The organism is Actinomadura madurae (genome assembly GCF_900115095.1).
Lineage (GTDB): Bacteria > Actinomycetota > Actinomycetes > Streptosporangiales > Streptosporangiaceae > Spirillospora > Spirillospora madurae.
This window is the reverse complement of sequence record NZ_FOVH01000004.1, coordinates 686,107-711,515: the sequence shown is the minus strand read 5'-3', so window position 1 is coordinate 711,515 and position 25,409 is coordinate 686,107. Positions and strand designations below refer to the sequence as shown.

The window sequence follows — 25,409 nt, the reverse complement described above, 5'->3', positions numbered from 1 at the left end:
TCCGCCCAGGTGGCGCCATCGCCGGGCATGGCCGCGAGGGCGATTTCGGAGTTACTTTGAGATAGAGGACTTTCGGCAGCCACTAGGGAGCTGCTATGGAGCCGTGGGTCGCCTGGTTGCTGGTCGCCGCGCTGCTCGGGATCGCGGAACTGCTCACGCTCACGTTCGCGCTCGGCATCCTCGCCGTCGCCGCGCTGGCCGCCGGGCTGACCGGGGCGCTGGGCCTGCCCTTCGCCGTCCAGGCCGCCGTCTTCGCGATCGGCTCGATCGCCGGGATCGCCGTCGTGCGCCCCATCGCCAAGCGCCACGTCAGGCAGCCGCCGCCGCTGCGCTCCGGCACGGCCGCGCTGGTCGGCCGCGAGGCGTTCACCCTCACCGAGGTCAGCCGCCGCGGCGGGCGCGCCCGGATCGGCGGCGAGGAGTGGACGGCCCGCCCCTACGACCCGGACCTGGTCATCCCGGCCGGCGCCACCGCCGACGTCCTCGCCATCGAAGGGGCCACGGCCCTGCTCTACCCGGTCTCGTCCGGACGGGATGAGGAGCCACCATGACCGACATCGCCATCGCCGTCATCATCGTGCTGATCGCCGGGGTGGTGGTCCTGGCCACCGCGGTGATGCGGGCGGTATGGATCATCCCGCAGGCGCGGGCCCGCAACGTCGAGCGCCTCGGCCGCTACCACCGCACCCTCGAACCCGGCATCAGCTTCGTCGTCCCGTTCGTGGACCGCGTGAAGTCCCTCATCGACCTGCGCGAGCAGGTGGTGTCGTTCAAGAAGCAGCCCGTCATCACCGAGGACAACGTCGTCGTCCACATCGACACCGTGCTGTTCTTCCAGGTCACCGACCCGCGCGCCGCCGACTACGAGATCGTGAACTACATCAAGGCGATCGAGCAGCTCACCGCGACGACCCTGCGCAACGTCATCGGCACCCTCGACCTGGAGGCCACCCTGACGTCGCGCGACCGGATCAACACGGCGCTGCGCGGCGTGCTGGACGACGCGTCCGGCAAGTGGGGCATCCGCGTCACCCGCGTGGAGATCAAGGCGATCGAGCCGCCGCCGTCCATCAAGGACGCCATGGAGAAGCAGATGCGCGCCGAGCGGGAGAAGCGCGCCGCGATCCTGACCGCCGAGGGCGCCCGCGCGTCCAAGATCCTCACCGCGGAGGGCGAGAAGGCGTCCGCGATCCTGAAGGCGGAGGGCGGCAAGCGCGCCGCCATCCTGGAGGCCGAGGGCCAGTCCGCGGCGATCGAGCAGGTCTTTAGCGCCATCCACGCCGCCGACCCGGACCCGAAGCTCCTCGCCTACCAGTACCTCCAGACCCTCCCGAAGCTCGCCGAGGGCCAGGGCAGCACGTTCTGGGTCATCCCGAGCGAGGTCACCACGGCCCTCCAGGCGGTCAGCAAGGCCTTCGGCGGCTCCCTGGACGAAGCCAAGTCAGCCCTGGAGAACGCCGCCCGCAAACCCGAACAATCCGACCAGCAAGAACTCTCCGGCCCCGAAGGCCCCTTCGAACTGACCCCGGGCCTCAAACCCAACGGCAAGGAAGAAAACGCCGACCGCCCCTGACTCAGACGCTCTCCAACTCGGAGAACGACACGTTGAGCTTCATGCCCTCGGGCAACTCGGTCTCCAGCGATCCGCGGTGAACGGCCACCAACTGGTAGTTCCGCCCGCTCCAATCGAGCCGGTGCTCCTCAATGGCTCCGATCCGCCCATCGTCCATGACGACGATCAGGTAGGCGGGGATGCGCTGAAGGGCGTACTCGGCACGCTTGTCGGTGAAGTCACTGTCGTCGTCGGAGGACGTGATCTCCACGGCGGTGATGACGTCGTCCGACCAGAGCTTCGCGCCGCGATCGATGCAGTGCAGGACGCTGATATCGGGGCGCCGCACGGTGAACCGCTTCCTGTCCCGTCGCTGGCTTGCGTGGGGGTTGGAATACCGGTACCGCATGTCCAGGTCTTGGACCACGTTGATGCAGGGACTCGGCGGGCGGGCGGCCAGCAGTGCGAACGTCAGGTTGCGGGACACCACCTGGTGCTCCAGGCTCGGGGACTCGCAGAAGACAACGCTGCCGTTCACGACCTCGATCGACTTGCACACCTCTGACGGCAGGGCTTCGTACTCCTCCTCAGTGATGGAGAGGCTGGATGGGTCCGTCGCCCACACAGGGAGGGGCATGCTCAGGCTCCTGGAATTCGATCCTCTACCTGGCCAGAGCCTATCTACGGTACGCGTCTGGCGTGGTCAGGGGTTGAAGGGTGGGGCCGCTTTGAAGTCGGGGTGGAGTTCGATGGTGGCGGGCAGGGTGGCCAGGATGCGGCGGGCCCGGGAGAGGGGGTGCTGGGGGAAGTGGGGGTCCCAGCCCGGGTCGTCGGAGAGGTTGCGCGGTAGGCCGCCCTGGACTTCGGGGGTGTAGGGGTGCTGCGCCCACCAGCGCATCATCTCCTGCATGTCCCGGCCCTGGCCGTATTCGGTCATGAAGTGGTTGAAGGCCACGCTGTCGCGCATGCCGGTGACGCCCTGCTCCAGGCACTGGAGCTTCAGGACGAGGCTGCGGTCGGCGCGCGGGACGGTGAACGAGGCCAGGTAGGCGACGCCGGCCGGGCGGTCCGGGAGGGGGAGCTTGACGATCTGCCGGACGGCGGGGAGCCCGTCCAGCGTGATCACGTCGAGTTCGACCACGCCGCCGCCGGACTCGGCCGTCTTCGCGACGATGCGGGCGCGGAGGAGGTCGAGCCGCTCCAGCGGGGCGGGGAGGTCCGGCGGGAGGTCGAACCCGTAGAGGGCGAGGGTGTCGCCGTCGGCGTTGCGGAACGCCCCCGGCTGGAGCGGTTCCCAGCCGGTCTGGTCGAAGCGCAGGGTCATGGCGGTGCACAGTAGCGGTCATGGGCGTGGTACCTGGTGGGGCGGCCGGGGAGGACATGGCATGCTGGGCCGATCCGACCAGCAGGTCCATGGGGGGCCGGACGGAGGCGAGACGATGGTCAGACGGGGGAGGACGGCCGCGGTCGTGGCCGGAGTGGCGCTGGCCGCCGCGGCGTGCGGCGGCTCCGGCGGCTCGGACGCGAAGGGCGCGACGTCGTCGCCGTCGGCGTCGAAGTCTCCGGGCGGGACGCGGCCGACGCAGGCCGCCAAGCAGCCGATCCTGCTCGCGTTCGGCGGCGACACGCACTTCGAGGGGCAGTTGCGCGGCCGGCTGGGGAACCCGTCCACGGCGCTCGGCCCGGTCGCCAGGCAGCTGCGCGCGGCGGATCTCGCCATGGTCAACCTGGAGACGGCCATCACGACGGGCGGCACCAAGGCGCCCGGGAAGGAGTTCGCGTTCCGGGCGCCGCCGTCCGCGCTGAAGGCGCTGAAGGCCTCCGGGGTGGACGTGACGTCCATGGCCAACAACCACGGCATGGACTTCATGGAGGGCGGCCTGCGCGACTCCCTGGCCGCCATCAAGCGCTCCAGGTTCCCGGTTGTGGGGATCGGCAAGAACGCCGATGAGGCCTACAAGCCGTACCGCGTCACCGTGAAGGGCAACAAGCTCGCCATCGTCGGCGCCACGCAGGTGATGGACGACAACCTGATCCAGGCGTGGACGGCCACCGACGGCAAGGGCGGTCTCGCGTCGGCGAAGAACGTCCCTCGGATGGTCCAGGCGGTGAAGGAGGCGCGCCAGGGCTCGGACGTCGTGATCGTGCATCTGCACTGGGGCGCCGAGCTGGAGTCGTGCCCGCTGCCCCGGCAGAAGGAACTGGCCAAGGCGCTCGTCGACGCCGGAGCCGACATCATCGTCGGCGGTCACGCGCACATCCCGCTGGGCGGCGGCTACATGGAGGGCAAGTACGTCCACTACGGCTTGGGCAACTTCGTCTTCTACTCCGCCAACGGGCAGACGGCGAAGTCGGGTGTGCTGTTCCTGAAGGTGGAGAACGGCAAGGTCACCAAGGACAAGTGGAGCCCCGCGCAGATCTCCGGGGGCCTTCCCATCCCGATGAAGGGCGCCGCCGCCAAGTCCGAGCTGAAGCGGTGGAACGGCCTGCGTTCATGCACCGGTCTGAGCGCGCGTCCCTCCTGAGCTGGACTCTCCCAGTGTGGGAGACATCAGGGTGGGGCCTGTGAGCAACGATCTCCTGCCGATCGGACGGTTCGCGCGGCTGAGCCGGCTGAGCGTCAAGCAGCTCCGGCACTACGCCGAGCTGGGCCTGCTGGTCCCGGCCTGGACCGACCCGGCGTCCGGCTACCGCTACTACCGGCCCGACCAGGCACGGGACGCGCTGCTGGTCGGCCTGCTGCGGGCGATGGACGTCCCGCTGCCGGACGTCGCGCGCGTCCTGTCCGGGGACGGCGGCGCGCTGCGGCAGGCGCGGGACAGGATCGAGGCGGACGTCGCCCGGCGGCGGCGCGCCCTCCGGCTCCTGGACCGCGTGGTCGCGGAGGGGCTGCCGGAGACCGGCGTGTCGGTCGTCCGGGAGCCGGCGCTGCGGGTGTTCGCCGAGCGCGCGGCGGCGACGCCGGCGACGATCCCGGACGCGACGTCGGCGTGCGTGGCGCGGCTGCTGCCCCGCATGTCGCCGGACGGACTGCTCGTCGGCCTGTTCCCGCTGGACATGGCGGACGAGTTCGACGTGCGGGTGGCCGTCCGGGCCGCGGACGGCGACGAGGTCCTGCCGGGCGGCGCGTTCGCCGCGGCCGTCCATGTCGGCCCGTACGAGGAGATACCGCTCACGGTCCATGGCGTGCTCGCGTGGTTCGGCGACTACGGGCACACGCCCGCCGGGCCCGTCCGCGAGGTGTACCTCAACGACCCCGCGACCACGCCGCCCGAACACCTGGAGACCCGGGTGATGGTCCGAGTGGAGGATCCTGATGAGCTGGTATGAGGCGGCGGACGAGCCGGAGCTGGTGGAGCACGAGGCCGTGTCCGGCCTGGCCGTCACCGGCCGCGGCGAGCCGGGAGGCGCCGCGTACAACGAGAGCGTGGGCGCGCTGTACGCGGTGATGGGCGCGCTGGGCGCGCCGATGGTCCCGCTGGAAGGACGTTGGTGGGTGGAGGACGAGCGCTCGCCGTTCGAGGTGCCCCGCGAGGAGTGGCGGTGGCACCTGTTCCTCCGTCTCCCGGACGGAAGTGCGCAGGTGGAAAGGGCACGTGAGGAAGTGCGTCCGGGGCTGCCCGCGGCGGCGCGCGTCCAGTACGTGACCTACGCGGACGGGCGGTGCGTGCAGATGATGCACCACGGCGCGTATTCGGACGAGCCCGCGTCGCTCGCGCGGATGACCGCGTTGATGGAGGCCGAGGGTCTCGTGGTGAACGGGCTTCACCATGAGATCTACCTGTCCGACCCGCGGGAGACCGACCCGGAGAAGATGCGCACGATTCTCCGCCAGCCCGTCCGGTAGGCGTTGGACGGCCCGTGCCGGGGGCGTAGTTTCGCGGGAGACGGCTCCTACGGAACGGCGGGCGGGCTGATGCGGGACCAGCGGGTGAGGTCGGGCGAGATCGAGCTGGCCGTGCGGGTGCGCGGCGAGGACGACCGGCCGGCGGTCGTCCTCGTCCACGGGTACCCCGACACGGCCGCGATGTGGGACGAGGTGGCCGAGCGGCTCGCCGGGCGGTTCCGCGTCATCGCCTATGACGTCCGGGGCGCCGGCGCGTCGAGCGATCCGTCCGACCCGATGGATTACGGGCTGGACGGGCTCATGGGTGACCTGGAGGCCGTCCTGGACGGTGCGGGCGCCCGCGCGCCCGTCCACCTGGTGGGGCACGACTGGGGGTCGGTGCAGGGCTGGGAGGCCGTCATCGGGGACCGGCTGCGCGGCCGGATCGCCTCGTTCACGTCGATCTCCGGACCGGACCGGCGGCACATGGCCCGCTGGGCGCGGGAGGCCGTCCGGTCCGGTCCGCGCGGCGTCGCTGAGGTCCTCGGGCAGGCGCGGCGCAGCGTCTACATGCCGGTGCTGATGGCGCCGCGGGTGGGCGAGGCGGCGGCCCGGGTGCTCGCCGCGGGGTTCGGGCGCACGATGCGGCTGCGTGAGGGCGCCGACCCGCGGTCCGGGCACCCGGCGGAGACGCTGCGGGCCGACGCCCGCAACGGGCTCGGCCTGTACCGGGCCAACATGCGGCGCGGCTCGGTCCCCGCGGGCGATGGGCGGACGGACGTCCCCGTGCAGCTCATCGTCCCGGTCAAGGACCGCTACGGCTCGCAGTCGCTCCTGCTCTCCGCGCGGGGTGCCGTGCCACGCCTTTACGTGCGGCGCGCCCCGGCCGGGCACTGGGTGGCCCGTAGCCACCCTGACCTCATCGCCCGTTGGATCAGCGAGTTCGTAGAGCACATCGAGGGCGGGCCGGAGACACCTGGGCTGGCCCACGCGCGCGCGGCGGGACAGCCCGGTAAGGACTTCGGTGGCGATCTCGTCGTCATCACAGGTGCGGGCAGCGGTATCGGACGAGCCACGGCCCATGCCTTCGCCGCCGCAGGGGCACGGGTGGTCGTCGCAGATATCGACGAAGGCACAGCCAAGCACACGGTGGACGAGATAGAGGCGGCGGGCGGCGAAGCCCACGTCTACGGGGTGGACGTCGCCGACGCCGACGGGATGGAACGGTTCGCCGAGTACGTGCGTGACACGTTCGGCGTCCCGGACATCGTGGTGAACAACGTGGGCGTCGCCGTCGCGGGTTCCCTGCTCGACACGTCCGAGGAGGAGTGGGCGCGCATCCGTTCCATCAACCTGGACGGCATGTACCGCGGCTCCCGCCTGTTCGGCCGCCAGATGGTGGAGCGCGGCGAGTGGGGCCACATCGTGAACATCGCGTCGATGGCGGCGTTCATGCCCAGCCCGGACCTGCCCGCCTACAGCGCGACCAAGGCCGCCGTACTCCAGCTGACCGAATGCCTCCGCCTCGACCTCGACCGCTACGGGATCGGTGCCTCGGCCGTCTGCCCCGGCGCGATAGACACACCAATGATCGGCCGGACCCGCTTCGCCGGTCTGCCGCCCAGCGTGGACAGCGAACTTCGTGACCGCCTGGGACGGGCGATCGAACGCCGAGGGTTCCCGCCGGAGAAGGTCGCGCAGGCCGTCCTGCGGGCCGTCCGGCAGGACACGCCGGTGGCTCTCGTCACCGTGGAAGCACGCTTCGCCCGCGCGCTCTCTCGCGTGTCGCCCACCGCGAACAGGGCGCTCGCAGGGCTCGCACGCCGGGCGGGAGACCGCCTCCGCACGAACGTGGAACGCCTCCACGGCTGACCCGGCGGCTCCCGAGCGGACTCAGCGTCTCCTGAGCGTCTCGGTGGGGGTCTCGCCGAAGCGCTGCCGGTAGTGGGCGGCGAAACGGCTCATGTGGAGGTACCCGGCCGCCTCGGCCACGTCCGAGACGGTGCGCGGCCCCGGCAGCGCCATGGTGAGCGCGGCGCGCGCGTGGTCCAGCCTGACGCCGCGTAAGAGCTGCGTGGGCGTCGTCCCCCACTGGTCCTGGCAGATCACCTGGAGCTGCCGGACGCCGACGCCCACGGCCGCCGCGATGTCGCTGACGCCGATCGGCCGGTGATGGTGCGCCTCGACCCATTCGCGGATCACCCCGGCCAGATGGTGGGGGGCCTTGCCGGGCTCCTCGGCGAGGGTCGCGGTGCCGGTGTGCGGCAGGCCGAGGAGGATCGCCGTGAGCAGCGCGTCCTCCAGGCTGCGGGCCGCGAGCGGATGGAGCCCGCCCCGCTCGGTGGCGGTGTCGAGGATGGCGCACACGTACCGCCAGGTGCTCTGGATGATCGAGGGCTCGGCGATGGCCGGCCCGGCCTTGTCGAAGCGCAGCGGCGCGGTGTGGTCGCGCCCGAGATGGCCGGCGAGGTGGTCGGCGAGCCGCCCGGTGCTCGTGGCGATGACCAGGCAGCCCAGCGTCGCATGGGGCTTCATCCGCATCGACTCGTCGTGGGACAGCACCAGGTGGTCGCCGGCCGTCTCGCTCGTCTTCGTCGCCCGGTACTCGACGCCCATCGGCGCCTGCGGGGCGCACAGGGCGAAATGCCCCTCGGTCGGCGGGGTGTCGACGATGACCCCGCCGCCGCCGTACCGCACCCAGACCAGGTTGACCGCGCCCAGCCCGAGCGCGTTGACCTGCCCGTCCAGCGGGACCTGCGGCTCGATCGCCTGGAGGTCGTGGCCGACGGCGAACGGTTCGACCGTGTCGTGCAGGAGGTCGATGTCCGTGCTGACGATCCGCTGGTGGGCGGACAGGGGCGGCGAGATGTCGAGAGAAGTCATGGTCCTGGAGGCGAATCCGTTCGGCGGTCGATGGACAGGACACCCCGGGCGCGGAGCCGCGGCATGACCTCCGCGGCGAAGTACCCCAGTTCTTCAGCGTAATTGAGGAACGACAGAGCGATACCGTCGAACCCGGCGCGCGCGAACTCCGCGATCCCCTCGGCCACGTCGTCGGGGTCGCCGATCAGCGGGCAGCTGCCGTGCCCGGCCGCGAACCGGTCCCGGTAGATCTGCAGCATCTCCGGGGTGAACGACTGCGCGTGCAGCCCCTGGAGCCGCATGACCTCGTCGACGGCGGGCCAGTCGGCGTGCTCGTCCGCGTAGTACCGCAGGAAGTCCTCGGCCTCGGTCCTCGTCGGGCGGCACACGACGTGGCCGAGCGTGAAGACGCCGACCGTCCGGCCGTGGGACGCCGCCTCGGCGCGGATGGCCTTGACGATCTCGGCGCCGTCCTCGGGGCCGGCGACGACGGTGAAGGCGCGGTCGGCGTTGCGCGCGGCGAACGAACGCCCCTGCGTGGACGATCCCGCGTTGATGACGGGCAGGCTGTGCCCGTTGTACGGCTTGGGCCGGCCCACGACGTTCTTCAACTGGAAGAACTGCCCCTCGTGGTCGAACGGCTCCTCGGTCGACCAGATGCGCTTGACGACGTCCCACCACTCCTGGGCCAGGGCGTAGCGCGTGTCGTGGTCGTCGGGCAGCGTGAGGCCGAACATCTCGTATTCGGGAGCGTGCCAGCCCGCGACGATGTTCAGGCCGATCCTCCCCCTGCTGAGGTGGTCCGCCGTCGCGAGCTGCTTCGCCGCGACGACCGGATGGTGGAACGCGGTGTGGACGGTGCTGAACACGCGGATCCGCTCGGTCTGGGCGAGGAGGCCGGACGCCCACACGAGCGGGTCGAGGGCGCTGCGGTGGAAGTCGGTGTCGGGGCCCCAGTCCGTCCAGCGGGCGACCGGGAGCAGGAAGTCGATGCCCGACTCGTCCGCGATCCGGGCGAGCCGGAGATTGTTGTCCCAGGTCGCGTGCCACCTTTCCGGTGCGGTCGTGATCGCGAGTCCCGATTCGGTGTTGGGGGAGAACAAGCCAAGCTGGAATCCCATGCCGACCCCTTTTCGTCCGGCCGCGTTCGGCATTGCCCGCCCAGTATCGGAACTGCCTGGAGTGCGGGGCAATGGCCGGAACCAGCCGGGTCACACTGGTATGGCGCCGAGTGCGAACCGGTCGAAAGGCCCCGGCCCATCCGGGCGCCGCCCGTCCACCGTCGCGTACACGATCGCCCGCGCGTGGTCCCGCCGCTGCCCACGGGCTCGCGTCGCCAATTCCTGCACGGTCTCGGCGAGATGGGCGCCGCAGGAATCGAGGCCTCCCTCCTCGGGGACACCGGCCGCCTCCAGCCGCACGTGAAAGGACGACGTGCGGCCACAGCGGGGCATCGAGCAGAGTTGTTCGCCGTTGCTCGGAGGGCTGGGCATCAACCGGCTTTCGATGGCGGGCGCTTTCGACGGTGGGGTGAAGGCGTCAATGATGCACCACCCCCTCCCACTCTTCAACGTGAACGGGCTAGCCCGCCGCGCTCACGGGCTAGCCCTGCGACCGGCGCGCGAGTCCCGGTGAGAGATCCGGCTTCACATCTGCTCCATCCCACATAAACACCGGGGCTTTTCGGCGGCGGTGAGATCCCGCGGAAACCGCAGGAAGAAACTCCTTTTGAGAGTCACAGAGTGCCGCGCCGGAAGCCGTGCTCGGCTCGCGGTGGCACGTAGAGTGGCGGCCATGGTCATGAAGGACGACGTCCGGCGCGGCGCGCGGGCACCGCGGGGCGAGTCGTGAAGGCGCGCGTTCTCACTTTCAACACGCTGTTCCGCGGGCAGGCCCGGGCGCGCATCGGCGTGCTCGCCGGGCTGATCGAGCAAATGGACTACGACGTCGTCTGCTTGCAGGAGGTCATCTCGCCGCGGGTCCTGGCGGTGCTGCGCCGCGCCGTCCCTTCCTACCCGCACGCGGCCTCGTTCCGAATGCTTCCGCTCCCGCTCGTCCGCGGCGGCCTGGTGACCCTCTCCCGCCATCCGATCACGCGGCGGCACTTCCAGCCGTTCGCGCTCGCGCGTCCGGCCCGTCCCGAATGGCTGCTGGGCAAGGGCGCCCTGTTCACCCGTGTCCGGTTGCCCACCGGTCACCTGACGGTCGTGAACGCGCACCTGTCCGCGAACATGGACATGGACTGGTCGCCGGGCAACCGGTACGCCAAGGTGGAGCAGTCGGAGCTTCGGCGGCTGGCGTCCGCGATCAACAGGATCGACCGGGCGGAGCCTCTGGTGGCCATGGGCGACTTCAACGTCCCGCGCGACTCCCCCTACTTCCAGGAGTTCGTGTCCGCCACGGGACTGGAGGACGCCCTGGCGGGCGACACGGAACCGACCTACCGTCCCGACTACGCGGACATCGGCGCCATCGACCAGCTCCTCGTCCGGCCGGGGACGGACGCGACGACCCGCCTGGTCTTCAAGGAGGCGATCCAGCTCTCCACCGGTGCCTCGACCGTCCTCTCCGACCACTACGGCATAGAAGCAACCCTCACCACCGGCGACGTCTGAACCATGCAGGGGCGGGTCCGGGTGCTGCTGACTCCGATGGGCGATCGCATCAAGTACCGGGTGGTCGGCCGCGTTCACTGCACCCGGCCTGGCCAGGGGGAGCTGCCGAACAGCGGGACGTACGACCGCGACGACCTGGTGTGGCGGTCGGTGTTCGGGTCGGCTCGCGCGGTGGCACGGTTCCTGAAGGCCGGCAAGCGAACATCCAAGATCATCAGCTTGTACGATCTCGGTTACGAAGACTGCGACCGGCTCATGAGCGCGGAGCGACGATCACGCGGAACGACCGGGGCCTGAGGACGTCCGCAGCACAGGCACCGCCTTGCCGGCAGCCTTGTCGCCGCAGATCGTTCCCGGCCTGGTGGTTCATTCGCTGAGCGGGTGGTCTTGACCGTGCCGCGCTGGTCCGACCCACACGCTCTTGACGTTGGTGAACTGCCGGATCCCGAAGGCGCCCAGCTCACGCCCGTAGCCACTGCGCTTGACGCCGCCGAAGGGCAGACGCGGGTCGGACGCGACGATCCCGTTGACGAACACGGCGCCCGCGTCGATGCGGGGCACGATGTGGTTCGCGCGATCGAGGTCCGACGTCCACAGGGCCGCACCGAGACCGAACTCGGTGGCGTTGGCGATGTCGACCGCGTCGGATGCGTCCTTCGCCCGGATGACCGCGGCGACCGGACCGAAGGTCTCCTCGGCCGCGACGGCCATCTCAGGGGAGACGTTGTCGAGGACGGCGGGCCGGTAGTAGAAGCCCGGCCCCTCCGGCACCGTGCCGCCGGTGACGATCCTGGCGCCCGCCGAGACGCTGCGGCGCACCTGGTCGAGCACGTCCGCGCGGATGCTCGCCCTCGCCAGCGGACCGATCCGCACGTCGCGGTCGAAGGGGTCGCCGACGGTGAGCGCGGCGACTCCCGCGGCGAACGCCTCGGTGAACTCTTCGGCGACCGCGTCCTCGACGATGAAGCGCTTGCCCGAGATGCAGCTCTGCCCGGCGTTGAGCATCCGGGCCGTGACGGCGGCATCCGCGGCGGCGGGGACGTCGGCGTCCGCGAGGACGATGAACGGGTCGGAGCCGCCGAGCTCCAGCACCTGGGGCTTGAGGTGCGAAGCGGCCATGGCCGCGACCTGGGCGCCGACCTCGGTGGAGCCGGTGAGGGTCAGGGCGTGGATGCGGTCGTCGGCGATGAGGCCCGGCACGGCGTCCGGGCCGGCCAGCAGCGTGGTGAACAGCCCGGCCGGGCACCCGGCCCGCTCCCAGACCTCGGAGATCGCGAGGGCGCTCCGCGGAACGTTCGACGCGTGCTTCAGCACGGCGCCGTTGCCCGCGAGCAGCGCGGGCGGCGCGAACCGGAACACCTGCCACAGCGGGAAGTTCCACGGCATCACCGCGAGCACGAGACCCAGCGGGTCGTAGGCGATGTGACTGCGCGTGGCGGTGGTCTCGACGGACTCGTGGGCGAGCATCGCCGGACCGTGCTCGGCGTAGTACTCGCAGCACCAGGCGGACTTCTCGACCTCGGCTTCGGCCTCGGCGATGGGCTTGCCCATCTCCTCGGTGATCAGCGCGGCGAGCCGGTCCCGCTCGGCGCGCAAGATGGCGGCCGCGCGGTGGAGGTGCTCGGCGCGAACCTCGATCGGAGTGGACCGCCACTGAGCGGCCGCGGTCGAGGCCCGGGTGAGGGCCGTATCGATCTGGTCCGGGGTGTGCGGGTCGAAGCGGCCCAGGACTTCTTCGGTCGCGGGGTTGACAGAGCGGATCTGACGAACGGACATCGTGGTGTCCTTTTCGGGTCGGCGCGCGGGAGCGCGGCGGGTGTCACGGTGGCTCGACCTGCACGCCGCGCCACGGAGGGGAAGGTCAGGCGACGGCCTGACGGCCGACGAGCTCGGGGTCCGGCCCGCTCCACAGCACGTCGTCGGCGGCGACGCGGTCGTGCGCCTCTCGCGATTCGAGCGCGTCGAGCACCTCGCGGGCCACGCGCAGGTACCAGTCCGCGACCTCGGCGGGGTAGTCAGCGTAGCTGCCGTTCTCCCGCAGCACCGGTCCCTCGACGGTGGGGATGTCGGTCCGGCCGTCGAAGCCGATCGCGTACGGCTTGCCCAGCCTGGCCGCGGTGGGCGCGTCGATCGTGGCGTCGAGCTTGACCCACCGGCCGCCGACGAAGGCCTCGCCGAGCGAGTGCCACGGCAGCGGGCGACCGGCCGGCCCGCCCCACAGCACGCGCACCTCTGGGGACAGGAACTCCATCTCGGGGGCGTCCAGCGCCTGGAAGGCGACGCGTGCCGGAATTCCGGCGGCTCGGGCCAGCGCGACGAAGGAACTGGCCTTGCCCATGCAGAACGCGACGCCGTTCTCCAGGACGTCGCTGGCGGCCGTCCGCCCCTTCGCGAGATAGCGGAACGAGGCCAGGATGTCGTAGGGCAGGTCGCGGACGTGGTGGTAGATGCGGCCCAGACGGTCGACGTCGGTCGTGGCGCCCTCGGTGAGACGGCGGGCGGTCTCGACGACGATCGGGTGGTCGGAGTCGATGTAAGCAGTCGGGCGGAGGTACTCCTCACCGGCGGTCTCGGTCGTCCTGGAGGTCACATCGGAGGTCAACGTGCGGCTCGCTTTCAACGGGTGTCCGGGGAAGTTAGGCGGGCTGGGGAGCACGGGCGGTGTCGAGGTGCGGGAGGATCTGCTCGCCGACCACGTCCAGGTGGTCGGAGTCGGCCACGTCCGGGATCGTGAACAGGAAATGGTCGATCCCGGCGGCCTGGTACTCGTGGATCCGCTCGACGCAGGCGTCGGGGGAGCCGGTGATGAGGCCGCTCTCCGGGATCGACCTGAACCGCGCGCGCAGCCGTTGCCGGGCCTCGGGCGATTCGGTCGGTGCGAGCAGCGTCGTCACGGACAACTCGAAGGTCGACGGATCACGGTCGATCGACTCGCACTCGCGGTCGAGCAGCACCCGGCGCTCAGCGCACTTCCCGGCCGGCCACCACCGTACGTTGACGCCGTTCGCGTGCCGGACGGCGATGCGGCCGACCCGCTGTCCTTCGCCGCCGATCCACAGCGGCGGGTGCGGCTTCTGGACGGGCGGCGGGTCGCAGATCGCGCCGTCGATCGTGTAGAACTCGCCGCGGAACCGCGGGTTCGCCTCGGTCCAGACGCTTCTCATCACCTGCAGCGACTCGGCGAGCGCCGAGACGCGGTCGCCGGTGGACGGGAAGGGGATCCCGTAGGCCTCGAACTCCTGCTGGAACCAGCCCGCCCCCAGCCCCAGGTCCACGCGTCCGCCCGAGATCACGTCGAGGGTCGCGGCCATCTTGGCGAGGACGGCGGGATGGCGGTACGAGTTGCACAGCACGCTCGTGCCCAGGCGCAACGAGGTCGTGTCGCGCGACAGCGCTGACAGCGCCGTCCAGCACTCGAGCAGTGGGATCGACGACGGTCCCTGCGCCGCGGGCGTCGCGTCGCTCGCGTCGGCGGTGATCCCGGCGTCTCGGACGTAATCGTCGGGGCTCAGGGTCAGGAAGTGGTCGCACAGCCATACCGAGTCGAACCCGTGGGACTCAGCCGTCCGCGCGACGCGGGCCATGTCGGGGTAGGCGCCCACGGACAGGCCCCGGATGGTCAGGGCGAGGATCAACCCGACGTGCGGGCCGCCCCCGCGAGGGGGACCCGGTGTGCCGGGATCGGTGCCGGTCATTGACGCAACCTTTCTGTTCGCTCTGTCATGCCGACCGTCCCTTCGGAGATGACGCGGGGAAGCGTCACCGAGAAGCCGTAACGGTCCGGCCGGTAGTGGAAGACGACGACCTCCAGGGGGCGGTCGTCGTGGTCATAGCTGACGCGATCGAGCACGAGGACCGGTGCGCCCTCGTCGATGCCCAGCGCCGCCGCGACGTCGGCGGACGCGCCCGCGGCGTGGATCTCGTGCCGGGCCTCCGCGATGCGCGTGCCCAGCCGCCGCTCCCACATCGTGTACGTGGTCTCGGTGGCCGGCTCCGCCGACCGCAACGCCTCGGCGGCGTCCCGCACCCGGGTCGGGAGGTGGATCGTCACCAACGCCACGGGGTGCTCGCCGTCGCTGTAGCGGCGGCGGATGGTGAGCACCTCACGCTCCCCCAGAGTCCGCGCGACGTAGGCCGACGAGCGTTCGACCCCGAAGCTCATGACCTCGATCTGCGGTGTCACCCCCCGGTCGAGCAGGACCTCCGTGATCGTGCGGACTCCCGACGACAGCTCCTGGTCCAGCGGTGTGGACACGAAGGTGCCCAGCCCTTGCTTGCGCACGACCCAGCCTTGGGTCTCGAGCATGCCCACCGCCGCGCGGACGGTGATGCGGCTCAGCCCGGACTCCGCCATCAGCTCCTTCTCGGTGGGCAACCGCGCGCCAGGAGGCAGCTGCTGCTTGACGATCAGGGCCTTGATCTGTTCGGCCAGCTGAGCCGTGGCCGACGTGGGGCCGCGCTGGATTCGCAGGTCGGCCTCGGACAGGTCCAGGCGGGCCTCTGAGTCCTTTGGTGATGTCATAAGTCGTATTAAACCTGGCGGACGTGATCCGCCGTGTCCCGACATGCGCAGGGGACCAGGCGCCGGGTGGTCCGCCTGCGTCTCAACCTTGACGCCATGCATAAGACGTTTTATAACGTATTGTTCATGAGGGCGCAACAGGCGCCCCGCCCCGGCAAACTGGAGACGCCGTGTCCGACGAGAGCCCTGTGACCGTGATCGCCCGCTTCGACCCGGCGCCTGAGCACGCCGACCAGCTGCGGAAACTGCTCGAGGGGATGGTGGCGCCGACGCGCGCCGAAGCGGGCTGCCACTTCTACAACCTGTTCGCCGTCCAGGCGGACGACGCGCGGTTCGTGTTGCTGGAGTGCTACGAGGACTCCCGCGCGTTGGAAGCACACCGCGCCTCCGCGCACTACAAGAATTACCGGGCCCAGCTGCCGGACCTGCTCGCGACGCCGATCGACGTCACCGTTCTGACCCCGGTCGACGTGCGCGACTGACGGCTCAAGGAGGGCACCATGTCCGACCTGGATAGCGGCGTACCGCCGCTCGACACCCGCGATCGACCCGGGACCATGCGCACCATCGACAAGTCCAGCCGCCGCGCACTCGCCGCGTCGTGGCTCGGATGGACGTTCGACGGATTCGAGACCTACGCACTCGTGCTGGCGGGCTCGGCCGCCGTCACCAGCGTGGGGACCAGCGGCCAGCTCCAGCAGCTGCCCGCCTACGTCGGCGCACTGGTCGCCGCGACGCTCCTGGGCTGGGCGCTCGGCGGGATCGTCGCCGGGTTCGTCGCCGACTACATCGGCCGGCGGCGCACCCTGATGATCTCCATCCTCTGGTACGCGCTGTTCACCGGCCTGACGGCGTTCGTCCCCGACTACTGGTGGCTGCTGGCCTTGCGCTTCGTCACCGGCATGGGCCTGGGCGCCGAGTGGGGCAGCGCGACGGCTCTCATCGGCGAGCTGTGGCCCGACCGTTCCCGCGGACGGGCGGCCGCCGTGCTGCAGTCCGGATTCGGGGTCGGCGCCGTGCTCGCCGCTCTGACCTGGTTCCTCCTGCAGCCGGTGGGCACCGAGGCATGGCGGTACCTGTTCCTGGTCGGGGCACTGCCCGCGCTGGTCGTGCTGTACGTGCGCCGGGCCGTCCACGACCCCGAGATGTGGACGGAGATCCGCGACCGCAGGCGTGCGGCCAGGGCCGCCGCGGCACGCGGTGGGCAGGTCGGCGCAGAAGGCCGTGAGCTCCTGCGGTCACCGTTCACCTCGGTCTTCAGCCAGCCGCACCTTCGTCAGAGGGCCCTGCGGCTGCTCCTGATCACCGTGGTGTCGGTCGTCGGCCTCTACAGCGTGTCGGCCTGGATCCCGCAGTTCACCGGCCAGCTCGCAACGCAGGCGGGGCAGTCCGCCGGCACGTGGGCCCCGAAGGCCGGCCTGGTGTTCAACGCCGCGTCCGTGCCGGGGTACCTGCTGCTGGGCTACCTGGCGGACCGGTGGGGCCGCAAGCCCACCATGCTGCTGTACTACGCGGGATCGGCGTTGATCATCCCGATCTTCTTCTTCGCCGTCTCGACGCCCGGCGTCGCCCTCGTCGCCGCGGGCATCGCCGGATTCTTCATCCTGGGGCAGTTCGCGTGGATGCCGATCTACATGCCCGAACTCTTCCCCACGGCGGGACGGGCGACCGCGATCTCAACGGTGTTCAACTCCGCCCGGATCGCGGGCTCGCTCGTCACGCTCGCCACCGGGCTGCTCATCAGCCTGCTCGGTGGCATATCGACCGCGGCGACGACCGTCGGGGTCGCGTCGTACGTCATCGCGCTCTGCGTGATCTGGTTCGTGGGCCCGGAGACGAAGGGACGACCCCTCCCTCGCTGAGCACGAACTGCTGAGCGCGGACACCCGGCGTGGGGTCGTGAACCACATGTTCACGACCCCGCGCCGGGCTTCTACATCACTACGCCTGCCAGAGGGCGGCCAGCTGGCGGGTGGCGAGGCGGCTGGGGATCGCGCGGAGCGCGGCGTCCCTGAGCCAGGCGGTGGCACCGGTCTTCGAGGTCAGCCGGGACTGCCGGGACGACTGCCGCATGAGGCGGTTGGCGCGGGGACGGCGTTCGGCGTCGTAGCGGCGCAGGCGCTCGACGACCATCGACGGGCCGGCGCCGTCGAGGTGGCGGGTGATCGCGGCGGCGTCCTCGAAGGCCTGGCTGGCGCCCTGGCCGAGGTCGGGGGTCATGGCGTGCGCCGCGTCGCCGAGGAGGGCGATCCGGCCGACGGCGAAGGTGGGAAGCGGCCTGGCGAGGCGGGCGATCGCGTCGACGTAGATGTCGGCGGGCGGGGTGGCCTCGATCAGGGCCGGGACCGCCGGGTGCCAGTCGGCCATCAGGGACAGCATCTGCCGGCGCGCCTCCTCCGGGGCCGGCGGGGACTGGCGCAGCGCGGAGTCGGTGAACCAGTACAGGCCGCCGTCCCCCAGCGGGAACAGGCCGAACATCGACCCGGTGCGCCGGTCGATGAGGATGCCGGCCAGGAGTTCGGCGACGTCGAGGCCGGAGGGCGCGGGCAGTGTGCCGCGCAGGTCCAGCCGCCCGACCCGCCGCGGGCCGGGGTGGTCGGGGAAGAGCCGGCCGCGCAGCGTGCTGCCGATGCCGTCGGCCACGATCACCGCGTCCGCCTCGTCCAGGCGCTCGCCGTCGCTGATCACCGACACGCCGTTCTCGGTGGGTTCCAGCCGCTCGATCGCGGTCGCCGTGCGCACGGACTCGGGCGGCAGCGGGGCTCGCAGTGCCCGGTGCAGTTCGGCGCGCCCCACGACGGCGACGGTTCCGACCTCTTGCTGGGCCTGGCCCGCGTCGGTGACCAGCAGCGGCCGTCCCCGCCAGTCCCGCAGCCCGCCGGTGACGGCGGGCATCGCCCGCCTGCGGACGGCGTCGCCCAGCCCCAGCTCGTCCAGCGCGCGGACGCCGTTCGGCATGATCACGACGCCGGTGCCCGCCTCCCGAAGTTCGGCGCCGCGCTCGTACAGCAGCACCTCGTGTCCCGCCCGGCACAGGCCGACGGCTGCCGACACGCCGCCCAGACCCGCTCCCACCACGACCACTCGCACAGGTTCTCCTTACCACTACGATCGTTCTAGTACGGATACTGCCATACGATGTCGGGATGCCGCGGACCAACCCCGGCCGGCGCCGGGAGCTGACCGATGCCGCCATCGACCTGCTCGCGGCATCGGGCGTGCACGGCGTGACCCATCGCGCGGTCGAAAGGGCCGCGGGGCTGCCTTCGGGAACGGCCTCGAACTACTTCCCCAGCCGCGAGACGCTCCTGGTGGCCACCGCGGAACGCGTCGTCGAGCTGCACCACGCCGACATGGACGACGCCGCCCGCCGCCACGAGAGCGAGCGCGGCCCGGTCGGAATCGCCGACCTGCTGGCCGGGTCACTGCTCGCGGCGGCGACCACGCACCGCACCCGCTACCGCGCGATCTTCGAACTGCAGCTGGAGGCGACGCGGCGACCGGCCCTGGCCGCGGCCCTCGCGGGGCTGGAGGACGCGTCGGTGCGCTTCACCGCCGGGCATCACGCCGAGCTCGGCCTCGCCATCCCGGCCGAGAAGATCCCCGTTCTGATCACCCTGTACGGCGGCGCGCTGTTCGCCCTCGTCACCGCGCCGCCGGAGTACATCGGCGCGGAACTCGTCCGGAGCATCGCCCACGCGATCGTGCACGGCGCACTCCCCGCGTAGACCCACGAGGCCGCCCGCCCGTGTCCCCTTCTCGCCGACGCGACGCTGCGGGGAGCGGGCCCCGGCGGGCGTCAGGGGCTTACGGAAGACTGGTGGGTCGCCCTTCAGGCCGCCGGGATCGTCAGCCGGACTGCTTGGTGTAGTCGCGGGTGTACCAGCGTTCCGGACGCACCCGCGTCAGGACCATCGTGTCGGCGACGTCCTTCGTCGACTCCAGGTACTTGGCGCCGTCCTCGACGCCGAGGTAGCGCTCGGCCATCTCGCGGCGGTCCTCCAGACGGGCCGGATCCTCGAACCCGACGACCGGTCCCTCCACCGTGGCGTACCGGTAGAAGGGCGGCGCGGCGTCCTGGACCACCAGGCTCACCCGTCCGGCCGCCCGGATCAGGGCCATCTTGCGGCTGTCCCGGCCGGTGATGAAGGTGATCTCGCCGCCCGGCTCGTAGGCGTACCAGACGGGCAGCGCCAGCGGCGCCCGGCCCGCCTCGTCCGCGACGCTCAGAATGCCCACGTAGGTTTCGGCGAGGAATGCCTCCCGCTCGGCCGCGGTCATCGTCAGGGTCATCGTGGCTCCTCTCCGCCGAACTCCCAGCATGCCCCGCGGTCACCCATGCCGATGGGCCCGGCCGGTTCCGGCCGGGCCCATCGACGCGGGACGGGTGGTCATGCCCCGTGGCGGGCGGCGGTGGACAGGCGGAACGCGGAGATGAGGAAGAACACGCCCCCGAGGAAGGCGTAGCCGGCGAGGGCGCCCAGCGAGGGATCGTCGGCACCCGCCTGGAGGAGGAACGAGGCGCCGGCGAACGTGGAGATGGCGCCGCTGATGATCATCGCCCACTGCCCGCCCATGCCCCGGCGGACGGCGCCCGCGATGAGCTGGACGACCCCCGCGGTGATGGCCCAGGCTCCCCAGACCCGCAGGACGGCCGGGATACCGGACGTCGCGGCGGCGGCGAGGCCGGCGACCGTGAGCGAGCTGACCGCGATGTTCACGAACAGGGCCGAAGCCGTCCCGCCCCTCGCCCTGGTGGATCGCGCGTCGACGACCGCGGAGGCCACGTCGAACAGGGGGTAGATCAGCAGCAGTGCCACGCTCGCCGGGCCGAGCGTGTCCGCGGTGGTGAACAGCAGGGCGGCCCAGATCGCGGCGAACGCGAAGCGCAGGAAGTACAGCTTCCGCAGGGTGGCGGGATCGCTGGTGGCGGTGGCGGTGGCGGTGTCCATGGGGGTGCCCCTCGGCGGCGTGGTTCGGTGCAGCGGCTGGGTCATCGGGTCCTGAGCTCCGCATCTGGAGAGGGAGAACGTTCGGTCTCATTAAGAGAAGCAGGTCGCCGCGGTGCTGTCAAGACCGAACGTTCTCCCTCATCATGTTGCTACCCTGGGCGGCATGAGCCGGAGCCCAGAAGGCGGCAGGACGTCCGAAGCGCGAGCGCGGCTGCTCGGCACCGCGACGAGGATCTTCTATGCCGAGGGGATCCACTCCGTCGGCGTCGACCGGATCATCGCGGAGGCGCAGGTGACCCGCGCCACGCTGTACCGGCACTTCTCGGGCAAGGAAGACCTCGTCCTGGCCTATCTCGACCAGGCCGACAAGGGAATCCGGGCGCAGATCGGCGCGGCTCAGGCGAGCGGCGGTACGGCGGCCGACAAAGTCCGAGCCGTCGGCACCTCCATCACCGAAGGCATCCGGTCTCCCGGTTTCCGGGGGTGCGCCTTCCTCAACGCGGCGGCCGAATATCCCGATCCCGCCCACCCGATCCACCAGACCGTCCTGGCGCACCGGCAGTGGTTCCTGAACACCGTCACGGATCTGCTGGCACAGGTCGGCGACGCACCCGCCGACCTGGCCGGCCGGCATCTCGTCATGCTCCGGGACGGCGCCATGGCGGCCGGCTGCCTCTTCGACCCGAAACTGGTCTCCGAGACCTTCCTCCATGGCGTCGAGGGCATTCTCCAGGCACGCCTTGGCTGAGCGTCCCGGAATTCCGTTGCTAAGATCAACGCCGCGTTCACCCAGAGCCGTTCGAGCCATTGATCTCCGCCGGATATCGACATGCCTGTTCAGACGGCATATTGATCAGGAGGTCGCGTAGCCGTCGCAGCGGTTTACACGAGCTCGACAGATGTCCGGACTCGGTCAGACAACCAATCTTTCCCCAGTTACGGGGTTGTGTCGCAATGGCTCGCCGTTAAGCTTCGGGCCCATCATTCTCTTGCGTCTCACCGGGAACCGGACCACGAGCGCACTCGCATGCCAGCCGCCGGCCCGCGGCATCCCCGCCATCGCTGAAGTGCGGTCCTCGCCCGGAGGGCACGGGAGTCCCCGATCAGAGGAGAAAGGCAATGCGCGCAACTCGGCTGGCCGCGGCGGCGATCGCCGCGGGTTCCCTGGTGCTCGGGATGGCGGGCCCCGCACTCGCGACCGCGCCGCCCAAGGATGGGCAGTTCTGCAAGAAGGAAGATCTCGGCAAGACCGCCAAGGCCGCGGACGGCACGCTGCTGAAGTGCATGAAGAAGGCGGGGGACAAGCAGCCGCACTGGTACCAGATCAGCGGCGAGCCGACGGAGTCGCCGAGCCCGTCGCCGACGAAGCCGACGTTCAAGTTCGGCTACGACAAGGTGAAGTTGTCGAGCCGCCGAGTCGCGCCCGGTCTGTCCACGACCTTCACGGTGACCTGCCCGAGCACGGTGACGATCACCGGCAACGGCTACACCAGGAACCCGCTGCCGGTGAAGAAGGCCGGCAAGGCCACCTGGACCGCCACCGGCACGTTCCGGAGCAAGCTGCCCGACCCGACGACGGCGACGGTGGTCTGCAAGGGCTTCGGCTCGGTCCGGTTCAGCACCAGCCCGGAGAAGGGCGGCAACAACATGGAGCCGAAGACGCCCAAGATCCCCACCGGGCCGATCAACACCGGTGACGGCAGCATGTACGCGGGCTCGGACGGCTCCGCCGCCCCGGTGCTCGCCGCGATGTGGGGCGCGCTCATGGCCGCCGGGCTCGGCGCCGTCGCGCTGCGCCGCAGGACGGTGCGGGAGCGGTCGTAACGTTGTCCGCCTCATCGGCATCGGCGGCCGGTCGCCGCGTCCTGACCGCGGCGGCCGGCGCGCTGCTCACCGGACTGCTGTTCAGCGGCTGTGGAGGCGGCGGCACGTCCGCCTCCTCGGACACGCCGGAGCCCGTGGCGAGCGGGACGCCCGGCGGGACGACGGCCGCGTCGAACACCTCGCCCCTGTCCCATTCGCCGCCGACCAAGATCGCCATTCCGAGGATCGGGGTGTCGGCGCCGGTCGGCCAGATCGGGCTGCTGCCCAGCGGGCGGATCGAGGAGCCGCCGCTGAGCAGGCCCAACCTGGCCGGCTGGTACAAGGAGGGCGTCACGCCGGGCGAGGTCGGCCCATCGGTCCTCCTCGGCCATGTCGACGCCCACAAGAAGCCGGCCGTCTTCTACCGGCTGAAGGAGCTGAAGCCCGGCGACGAGATCCGGATCAGCCGCAAGGACGGGACCACCGCGACGTTCGCCGTGGAGCGTGCGCAGCGCGTGGACAAGGACGCCTTCCCGCACGAGAAGGTCTTCGGAGAGACGCTGGACCACGCGTCCCTCCGCCTCGTGACGTGCGGGGGCGCCTTCGACCCGAAGGCGGGCCACTACACCGACAACCTGATCGTCTACGCCAAGCTGACCGGCTCCTGACCCGTACGCGGACCGCCCGCCCGCGCATCCGCGGACGGGCGGGCGGTCCGTTCAGTGCAGGACGTGGTCAACGAGAAGCCAGGCGCCGAGGGCGGTCATGGCGGCTCCCGAGAGGCGGCCGGTGAGGCGGGCGGCGCCCGGGCGGGCGTCCAGGACGGTGCGGGTGAGCGTGCCCAGGCAGAAGTAGAAGACCCCGCACGTGGCCATGAAGGCCAGGCCGAGGACGCCGATCTGCGCGGCGACGGGCCACCCGTCCCCGGGGTCGGTGAACTGGGGCAGCAGCGCGAGGAAGATCAGCAGCCCCTTCGGGTTCAGGCCGCTGACGCCGACGCCGCGCAGGAAGGTGGTCCAGCCGGTGCCCGGCTCGTCCCGGACGGAGGGCTCGGCGGGGCGGGCGAACGTCGCCACGCCGTGCCACATGAGGTAGAGGCCGCCGGCGAGGGTGAGGCCGCCCAGCATGGCCGGGGAGCCGGCGACGAGGGCGCCGACCCCGGCCGCGACCACGACGGTGACGGCGGCGTACCCGGCGACCAGGCCGCCCACCGCGGGGAGGACGGGGCCGCGGAGGCCGGCGCCGATGGTGAAGGCCCAGTCCGCGCCCGGGACGGCGATGAGCAGGAGCGCGACCGCCCAGAAGGCGAGTACCGAGCCGACGGCCATGGCGATTCTCCCTCGATGGCGACCATTACGGGGAGAGTACGTTCGATCCGGCCGAAGATGGTTCCAACTTTCCCTCGATCATCCGGGTTCTGTGGAAGCATCTTCTGCATGGACGCGATCGACCGGAAGATCCTTGCCGTCCTCCAGGAGGACGGCCGCCTGACGGTCACCGAACTGGCGGCGCGGGTGGGGCTCAGCGTCTCGCCGTGCCACCGGCGGCTGCGCGAGCTGGAACGCAGCGGGACCATCAAGGGCTACCGGGCGATCGTGGACGCCGCCGCGCTCGGCCTGACGTTCCAGGCGCTCGTGTTCGTCACCATGCGGCAGGAGGACCGCGACACCCTGCTCGGCTTCGAGGCGGCGGTCGCGCGGGTGCCCGAGGTCGTCCAGGCGCAGCGGCTCTTCGGCGACCCGGACTACCTGCTGCGCATCGTCACCGCCGATCTGACCGCCTACCAGGAGCTGGAGGACGACGTCCTGTCCGCCCTGCCCGGCGTGCAGCGGCTGAACTCCACGCTCGTGATGAAGCACGTCGTCAACGAGAGGCCGCTGCCGACATGAGGCGGGGACGGACCCGGCGGCGCCGGGCCCGTCCTCGAAGCGGAGACCTCAGCGGCGGAAGAGGTTCAGGCTCTCCTCGCCGATCTTCTCGCGGAAGGCGGGGTCGTCCACGCCCTGGCCCTCGGCGGTGGCGCCGCAGAGGACGGCGACCTTGCCGATGTGCTGGTTCGTCTGGACGGCGCGGGTCGCGTCGCCCGCCCCCTCCAGCGGGAACACCGCCGACAGCGTCGGGTGGATCATGCCGAGGCCGATCAGCCGGTTGACCTCGACGGCCTCGTGGTAGTTGAAGCCGTGCGAGCCGATGATGCTCTTCAGCCGCATCCACAGGAACCGGTTGTCGTACTCGTGCTTGTAGCCGGTCGACGAGCCGCAGGTGACGACCTTGCCGCCGCGCTTGGCGACGTAGACCGACGCGCCGAACGTCTCGCGGCCGAGGTACTCGAACACGATGCCGGGGTCCTCGCCGACGAGCCGGCGGATCGCCTCGCCCAGCATCCGCCCGGCCTTCGGGTGGCGCAGGCCCTGCTCGCCGAGCTCCAGGTCGTTGCGGTTGACGACGTGCTCGCAGCCCTGGGAGCGGACGATCTCCGCCTTCTCGTCCGAGGAGACGACGCCGACGGGGATGCCGCCGCCGTTCTTGACGAGCTGCGTCGCGAACGAGCCGAGCCCGCCGGTCGCGCCCCAGATCAGCACGACGTCGCCCTGCTTCATGCGGGCGCCGTGCGAGCCGACGAGCATCCGGTAGGCGGTCGCCGCGCACAGGGTGGTGGAGCCGGCCTCCTCCCACGTCAGGTGGGCGGGCTTGCGGATCAGCTGGTTCGCCTTGACGACGCAGAACTCGCCGAGCGACCCGAAGTTGGTCTCGAAGCCCCAGGCGAGCTGCGTCTCCGACATCATGCCGTCGTCGTAGGAGCCGTGGTCCTCCTCGTCCACGTAGGACGGGGACAGCACGACCTTGTCGCCGACCTTCCAGCTCTTCACTCCGCTGCCGGTGCGGACGACGACGCCCGAGCCGTCCGAGCCGAGGATGTGGTACGGCAGGTCGTGCCGGGCGCCGTACCAGCCCTGGCGGCCGAACTTCTCCAAGAACGCGAACGTCGGGACCGGCTCGAAGATCGCCGACCAGACGGTGTTGAAGTTGATCGCCGCCGACATCACCGCGACGACGCACTCGTCGGGCGCGAGCTCGGGCATCTCGACCTCGCCGACGTGCATGGAGTGGCGCACGTCCTTGTCCGCCTGGCCCTCGAAGATGCCGACCTCGTCCTTGCGGGTGAACGCGGCGCGGAATCGGGTCGGCAGGTCGATCTCCTGCAGCTCCTGGCCGCTCGCGCCGGAGCGTGCGGCGTCGAGCAGGTCGTTGGACGAGCCGGGGTGGGCCATGGGTG

Annotated in this window: 28 protein-coding genes; 15 read left to right on the top strand and 13 right to left on the bottom strand. The window is 71.0% G+C overall.

Going from position 1 to position 25,409, the window contains the following annotated elements; all coding sequences use genetic code 11:
• Positions 1–95 precede the first annotated feature (95 nt).
• Both BM339_RS16080 and BM339_RS16075 read left to right on the top strand, forming a co-directional pair.
• A complete protein-coding gene (locus BM339_RS16080) occupies positions 96–551 on the top strand; it encodes an NfeD family protein (protein WP_021593319.1) in 456 nt (151 codons plus the stop codon).
• Positions 548–1,573 (top strand): SPFH domain-containing protein, encoded by a 1,026-nt coding sequence (locus BM339_RS16075; protein WP_021593320.1) that lies wholly within the window; start codon positions 548–550, stop codon positions 1,571–1,573. Before BM339_RS16080 ends, BM339_RS16075 begins: the two co-directional genes overlap by 4 nt.
• Before the next feature lies 1 nt (position 1,574).
• On the opposite strand, the gene BM339_RS16070 is transcribed toward BM339_RS16075, so the two are convergent.
• Both BM339_RS16070 and BM339_RS16065 read right to left on the bottom strand, forming a co-directional pair.
• The gene (locus BM339_RS16070) at positions 1,575–2,189 is read right to left on the bottom strand and encodes a Uma2 family endonuclease (RefSeq protein WP_075021313.1); all 615 of its coding nucleotides are present in this window, start codon (positions 2,187–2,189) and stop codon (positions 1,575–1,577) included.
• 66 nt (positions 2,190–2,255) lie between these two features.
• On the bottom strand, positions 2,256–2,876 hold the full coding sequence (locus BM339_RS16065) for a hypothetical protein (RefSeq protein WP_021593322.1): 621 nt from the start codon (positions 2,874–2,876) through the stop codon (positions 2,256–2,258).
• A gap of 115 nt (positions 2,877–2,991) precedes the next feature.
• On the opposite strand from BM339_RS16065, the gene BM339_RS16060 reads away from it, so the two are divergent.
• The 4 genes from BM339_RS16060 to BM339_RS16045 all read left to right on the top strand — a co-directional run bounded on the left by BM339_RS16060 (position 2,992) and on the right by BM339_RS16045 (position 7,250).
• Positions 2,992–4,077, top strand: a complete 1,086-nt coding sequence (locus tag BM339_RS16060; protein WP_075021370.1) for a CapA family protein — start codon at positions 2,992–2,994, stop codon at positions 4,075–4,077.
• Positions 4,078–4,117: 40 nt separating this feature from the next.
• Positions 4,118–4,882 carry a MerR family transcriptional regulator gene (locus BM339_RS16055; RefSeq protein ID WP_021593324.1) on the top strand — a complete coding sequence of 255 codons (765 nt, stop codon included), beginning with the start codon at positions 4,118–4,120 and terminating at the stop codon, positions 4,880–4,882.
• The gene (locus BM339_RS16050) at positions 4,869–5,399 is read left to right on the top strand and encodes a GyrI-like domain-containing protein (RefSeq protein ID WP_075021312.1); all 531 of its coding nucleotides are present in this window, start codon (positions 4,869–4,871) and stop codon (positions 5,397–5,399) included. Before BM339_RS16055 ends, BM339_RS16050 begins: the two co-directional genes overlap by 14 nt.
• A gap of 69 nt (positions 5,400–5,468) precedes the next feature.
• Complete coding sequence (locus BM339_RS16045) at positions 5,469–7,250, top strand: SDR family oxidoreductase (RefSeq protein WP_075021311.1); 1,782 nt, start codon at positions 5,469–5,471, stop codon at positions 7,248–7,250.
• A 21-nt stretch (positions 7,251–7,271) separates the two neighbouring features.
• Here BM339_RS16045 and BM339_RS47655 read toward each other — a convergent pair whose 3' ends face one another.
• Both BM339_RS47655 and BM339_RS16035 read right to left on the bottom strand, forming a co-directional pair.
• Positions 7,272–8,261: an AraC family transcriptional regulator gene (locus BM339_RS47655; protein ID WP_083597650.1), complete on the bottom strand. Its 990-nt coding sequence runs from the start codon at positions 8,259–8,261 to the stop codon at positions 7,272–7,274.
• Entirely contained in the window at positions 8,258–9,361 is a 1,104-nt protein-coding gene (locus BM339_RS16035; protein ID WP_083597649.1) for an LLM class flavin-dependent oxidoreductase, read from the bottom strand. The genes BM339_RS47655 and BM339_RS16035 overlap by 4 nt, the downstream gene beginning before the upstream one ends.
• Positions 9,362–10,087: 726 nt before the next feature.
• Between BM339_RS16035 and BM339_RS16025 the strand changes: the two genes are divergently transcribed.
• Positions 10,088–10,855, top strand: a complete 768-nt coding sequence (locus BM339_RS16025; protein WP_021593331.1) for an endonuclease/exonuclease/phosphatase family protein — start codon at positions 10,088–10,090, stop codon at positions 10,853–10,855.
• A gap of 3 nt (positions 10,856–10,858) precedes the next feature.
• Complete coding sequence (locus BM339_RS16020; RefSeq protein ID WP_075021309.1) at positions 10,859–11,152, top strand: hypothetical protein; 294 nt, start codon at positions 10,859–10,861, stop codon at positions 11,150–11,152.
• Positions 11,153–11,221: 69 nt separating this feature from the next.
• Here the strand turns inward: BM339_RS16020 and BM339_RS16015 are convergent, their stop codons facing one another.
• From BM339_RS16015 to BM339_RS16000, 4 genes are all read right to left on the bottom strand, one after another.
• A complete protein-coding gene (locus tag BM339_RS16015) occupies positions 11,222–12,631 on the bottom strand; it encodes an NAD-dependent succinate-semialdehyde dehydrogenase (RefSeq protein ID WP_075021308.1) in 1,410 nt (469 codons plus the stop codon).
• An 85-nt stretch (positions 12,632–12,716) separates the two neighbouring features.
• Positions 12,717–13,457, bottom strand: a complete 741-nt coding sequence (locus BM339_RS16010) for a transglutaminase-like domain-containing protein (protein ID WP_081842323.1) — start codon at positions 13,455–13,457, stop codon at positions 12,717–12,719.
• Between the two features lie 34 nt (positions 13,458–13,491).
• Positions 13,492–14,550 (bottom strand): TIGR03619 family F420-dependent LLM class oxidoreductase, encoded by a 1,059-nt coding sequence (locus tag BM339_RS16005; protein WP_075021307.1) that lies wholly within the window; start codon positions 14,548–14,550, stop codon positions 13,492–13,494.
• Complete coding sequence (locus BM339_RS16000; protein ID WP_021593336.1) at positions 14,547–15,377, bottom strand: Rv0792c family HTH-type transcriptional regulator; 831 nt, start codon at positions 15,375–15,377, stop codon at positions 14,547–14,549. The genes BM339_RS16005 and BM339_RS16000 overlap by 4 nt, the downstream gene beginning before the upstream one ends.
• A 170-nt stretch (positions 15,378–15,547) precedes the next feature.
• On the opposite strand from BM339_RS16000, the gene BM339_RS15995 reads away from it, so the two are divergent.
• The gene (locus BM339_RS15995) at positions 15,548–15,859 is read left to right on the top strand and encodes a putative quinol monooxygenase (protein ID WP_024934473.1); all 312 of its coding nucleotides are present in this window, start codon (positions 15,548–15,550) and stop codon (positions 15,857–15,859) included.
• An 18-nt stretch (positions 15,860–15,877) separates the two neighbouring features.
• Complete coding sequence (locus BM339_RS15990) at positions 15,878–17,239, top strand: MFS transporter (protein ID WP_075021306.1); 1,362 nt, start codon at positions 15,878–15,880, stop codon at positions 17,237–17,239.
• Positions 17,240–17,318: 79 nt separating this feature from the next.
• On the opposite strand, the gene BM339_RS15985 is transcribed toward BM339_RS15990, so the two are convergent.
• Positions 17,319–18,467, bottom strand: coding sequence for an FAD-dependent monooxygenase (locus BM339_RS15985; protein WP_075021305.1), 1,149 nt, complete (start codon positions 18,465–18,467; stop codon positions 17,319–17,321).
• Between the two features lie 56 nt (positions 18,468–18,523).
• Between BM339_RS15985 and BM339_RS15980 the strand changes: the two genes are divergently transcribed.
• Entirely contained in the window at positions 18,524–19,105 is a 582-nt protein-coding gene (locus BM339_RS15980; protein ID WP_021593340.1) for a TetR/AcrR family transcriptional regulator, read from the top strand.
• Positions 19,106–19,226: 121 nt separating this feature from the next.
• Here BM339_RS15980 and BM339_RS15975 read toward each other — a convergent pair whose 3' ends face one another.
• Complete coding sequence (locus tag BM339_RS15975) at positions 19,227–19,670, bottom strand: pyridoxamine 5'-phosphate oxidase family protein (protein ID WP_075021304.1); 444 nt, start codon at positions 19,668–19,670, stop codon at positions 19,227–19,229.
• 98 nt (positions 19,671–19,768) lie between these two features.
• Positions 19,769–20,329: a hypothetical protein gene (locus BM339_RS15970; RefSeq protein ID WP_075021303.1), complete on the bottom strand. Its 561-nt coding sequence runs from the start codon at positions 20,327–20,329 to the stop codon at positions 19,769–19,771.
• Positions 20,330–20,492: 163 nt separating this feature from the next.
• Between BM339_RS15970 and BM339_RS15965 the strand changes: the two genes are divergently transcribed.
• The 3 genes from BM339_RS15965 (at position 20,493) to BM339_RS15955 (ending at position 22,800) form a co-directional block, all read left to right on the top strand.
• Positions 20,493–21,077, top strand: a complete 585-nt coding sequence (locus BM339_RS15965) for a TetR/AcrR family transcriptional regulator (RefSeq protein WP_021593343.1) — start codon at positions 20,493–20,495, stop codon at positions 21,075–21,077.
• A 371-nt stretch (positions 21,078–21,448) separates the two neighbouring features.
• Complete coding sequence (locus BM339_RS15960; RefSeq protein ID WP_075021302.1) at positions 21,449–22,153, top strand: hypothetical protein; 705 nt, start codon at positions 21,449–21,451, stop codon at positions 22,151–22,153.
• A gap of 2 nt (positions 22,154–22,155) precedes the next feature.
• Entirely contained in the window at positions 22,156–22,800 is a 645-nt protein-coding gene (locus BM339_RS15955) for a class F sortase (RefSeq protein WP_075021301.1), read from the top strand.
• A 51-nt stretch (positions 22,801–22,851) separates the two neighbouring features.
• Here the strand turns inward: BM339_RS15955 and BM339_RS15950 are convergent, their stop codons facing one another.
• Positions 22,852–23,460, bottom strand: coding sequence for a LysE family translocator (locus BM339_RS15950; protein WP_075021300.1), 609 nt, complete (start codon positions 23,458–23,460; stop codon positions 22,852–22,854).
• A 108-nt stretch (positions 23,461–23,568) separates the two neighbouring features.
• On the opposite strand from BM339_RS15950, the gene BM339_RS15945 reads away from it, so the two are divergent.
• On the top strand, positions 23,569–24,021 hold the full coding sequence (locus tag BM339_RS15945) for an Lrp/AsnC family transcriptional regulator (protein ID WP_021593347.1): 453 nt from the start codon (positions 23,569–23,571) through the stop codon (positions 24,019–24,021).
• Between the two features lie 48 nt (positions 24,022–24,069).
• On the opposite strand, the gene ccrA is transcribed toward BM339_RS15945, so the two are convergent.
• Positions 24,070–25,404, bottom strand: coding sequence for a crotonyl-CoA carboxylase/reductase (ccrA, locus tag BM339_RS15940; protein WP_075021299.1), 1,335 nt, complete (start codon positions 25,402–25,404; stop codon positions 24,070–24,072).
• Positions 25,405–25,409: the final 5 nt, after the last annotated feature.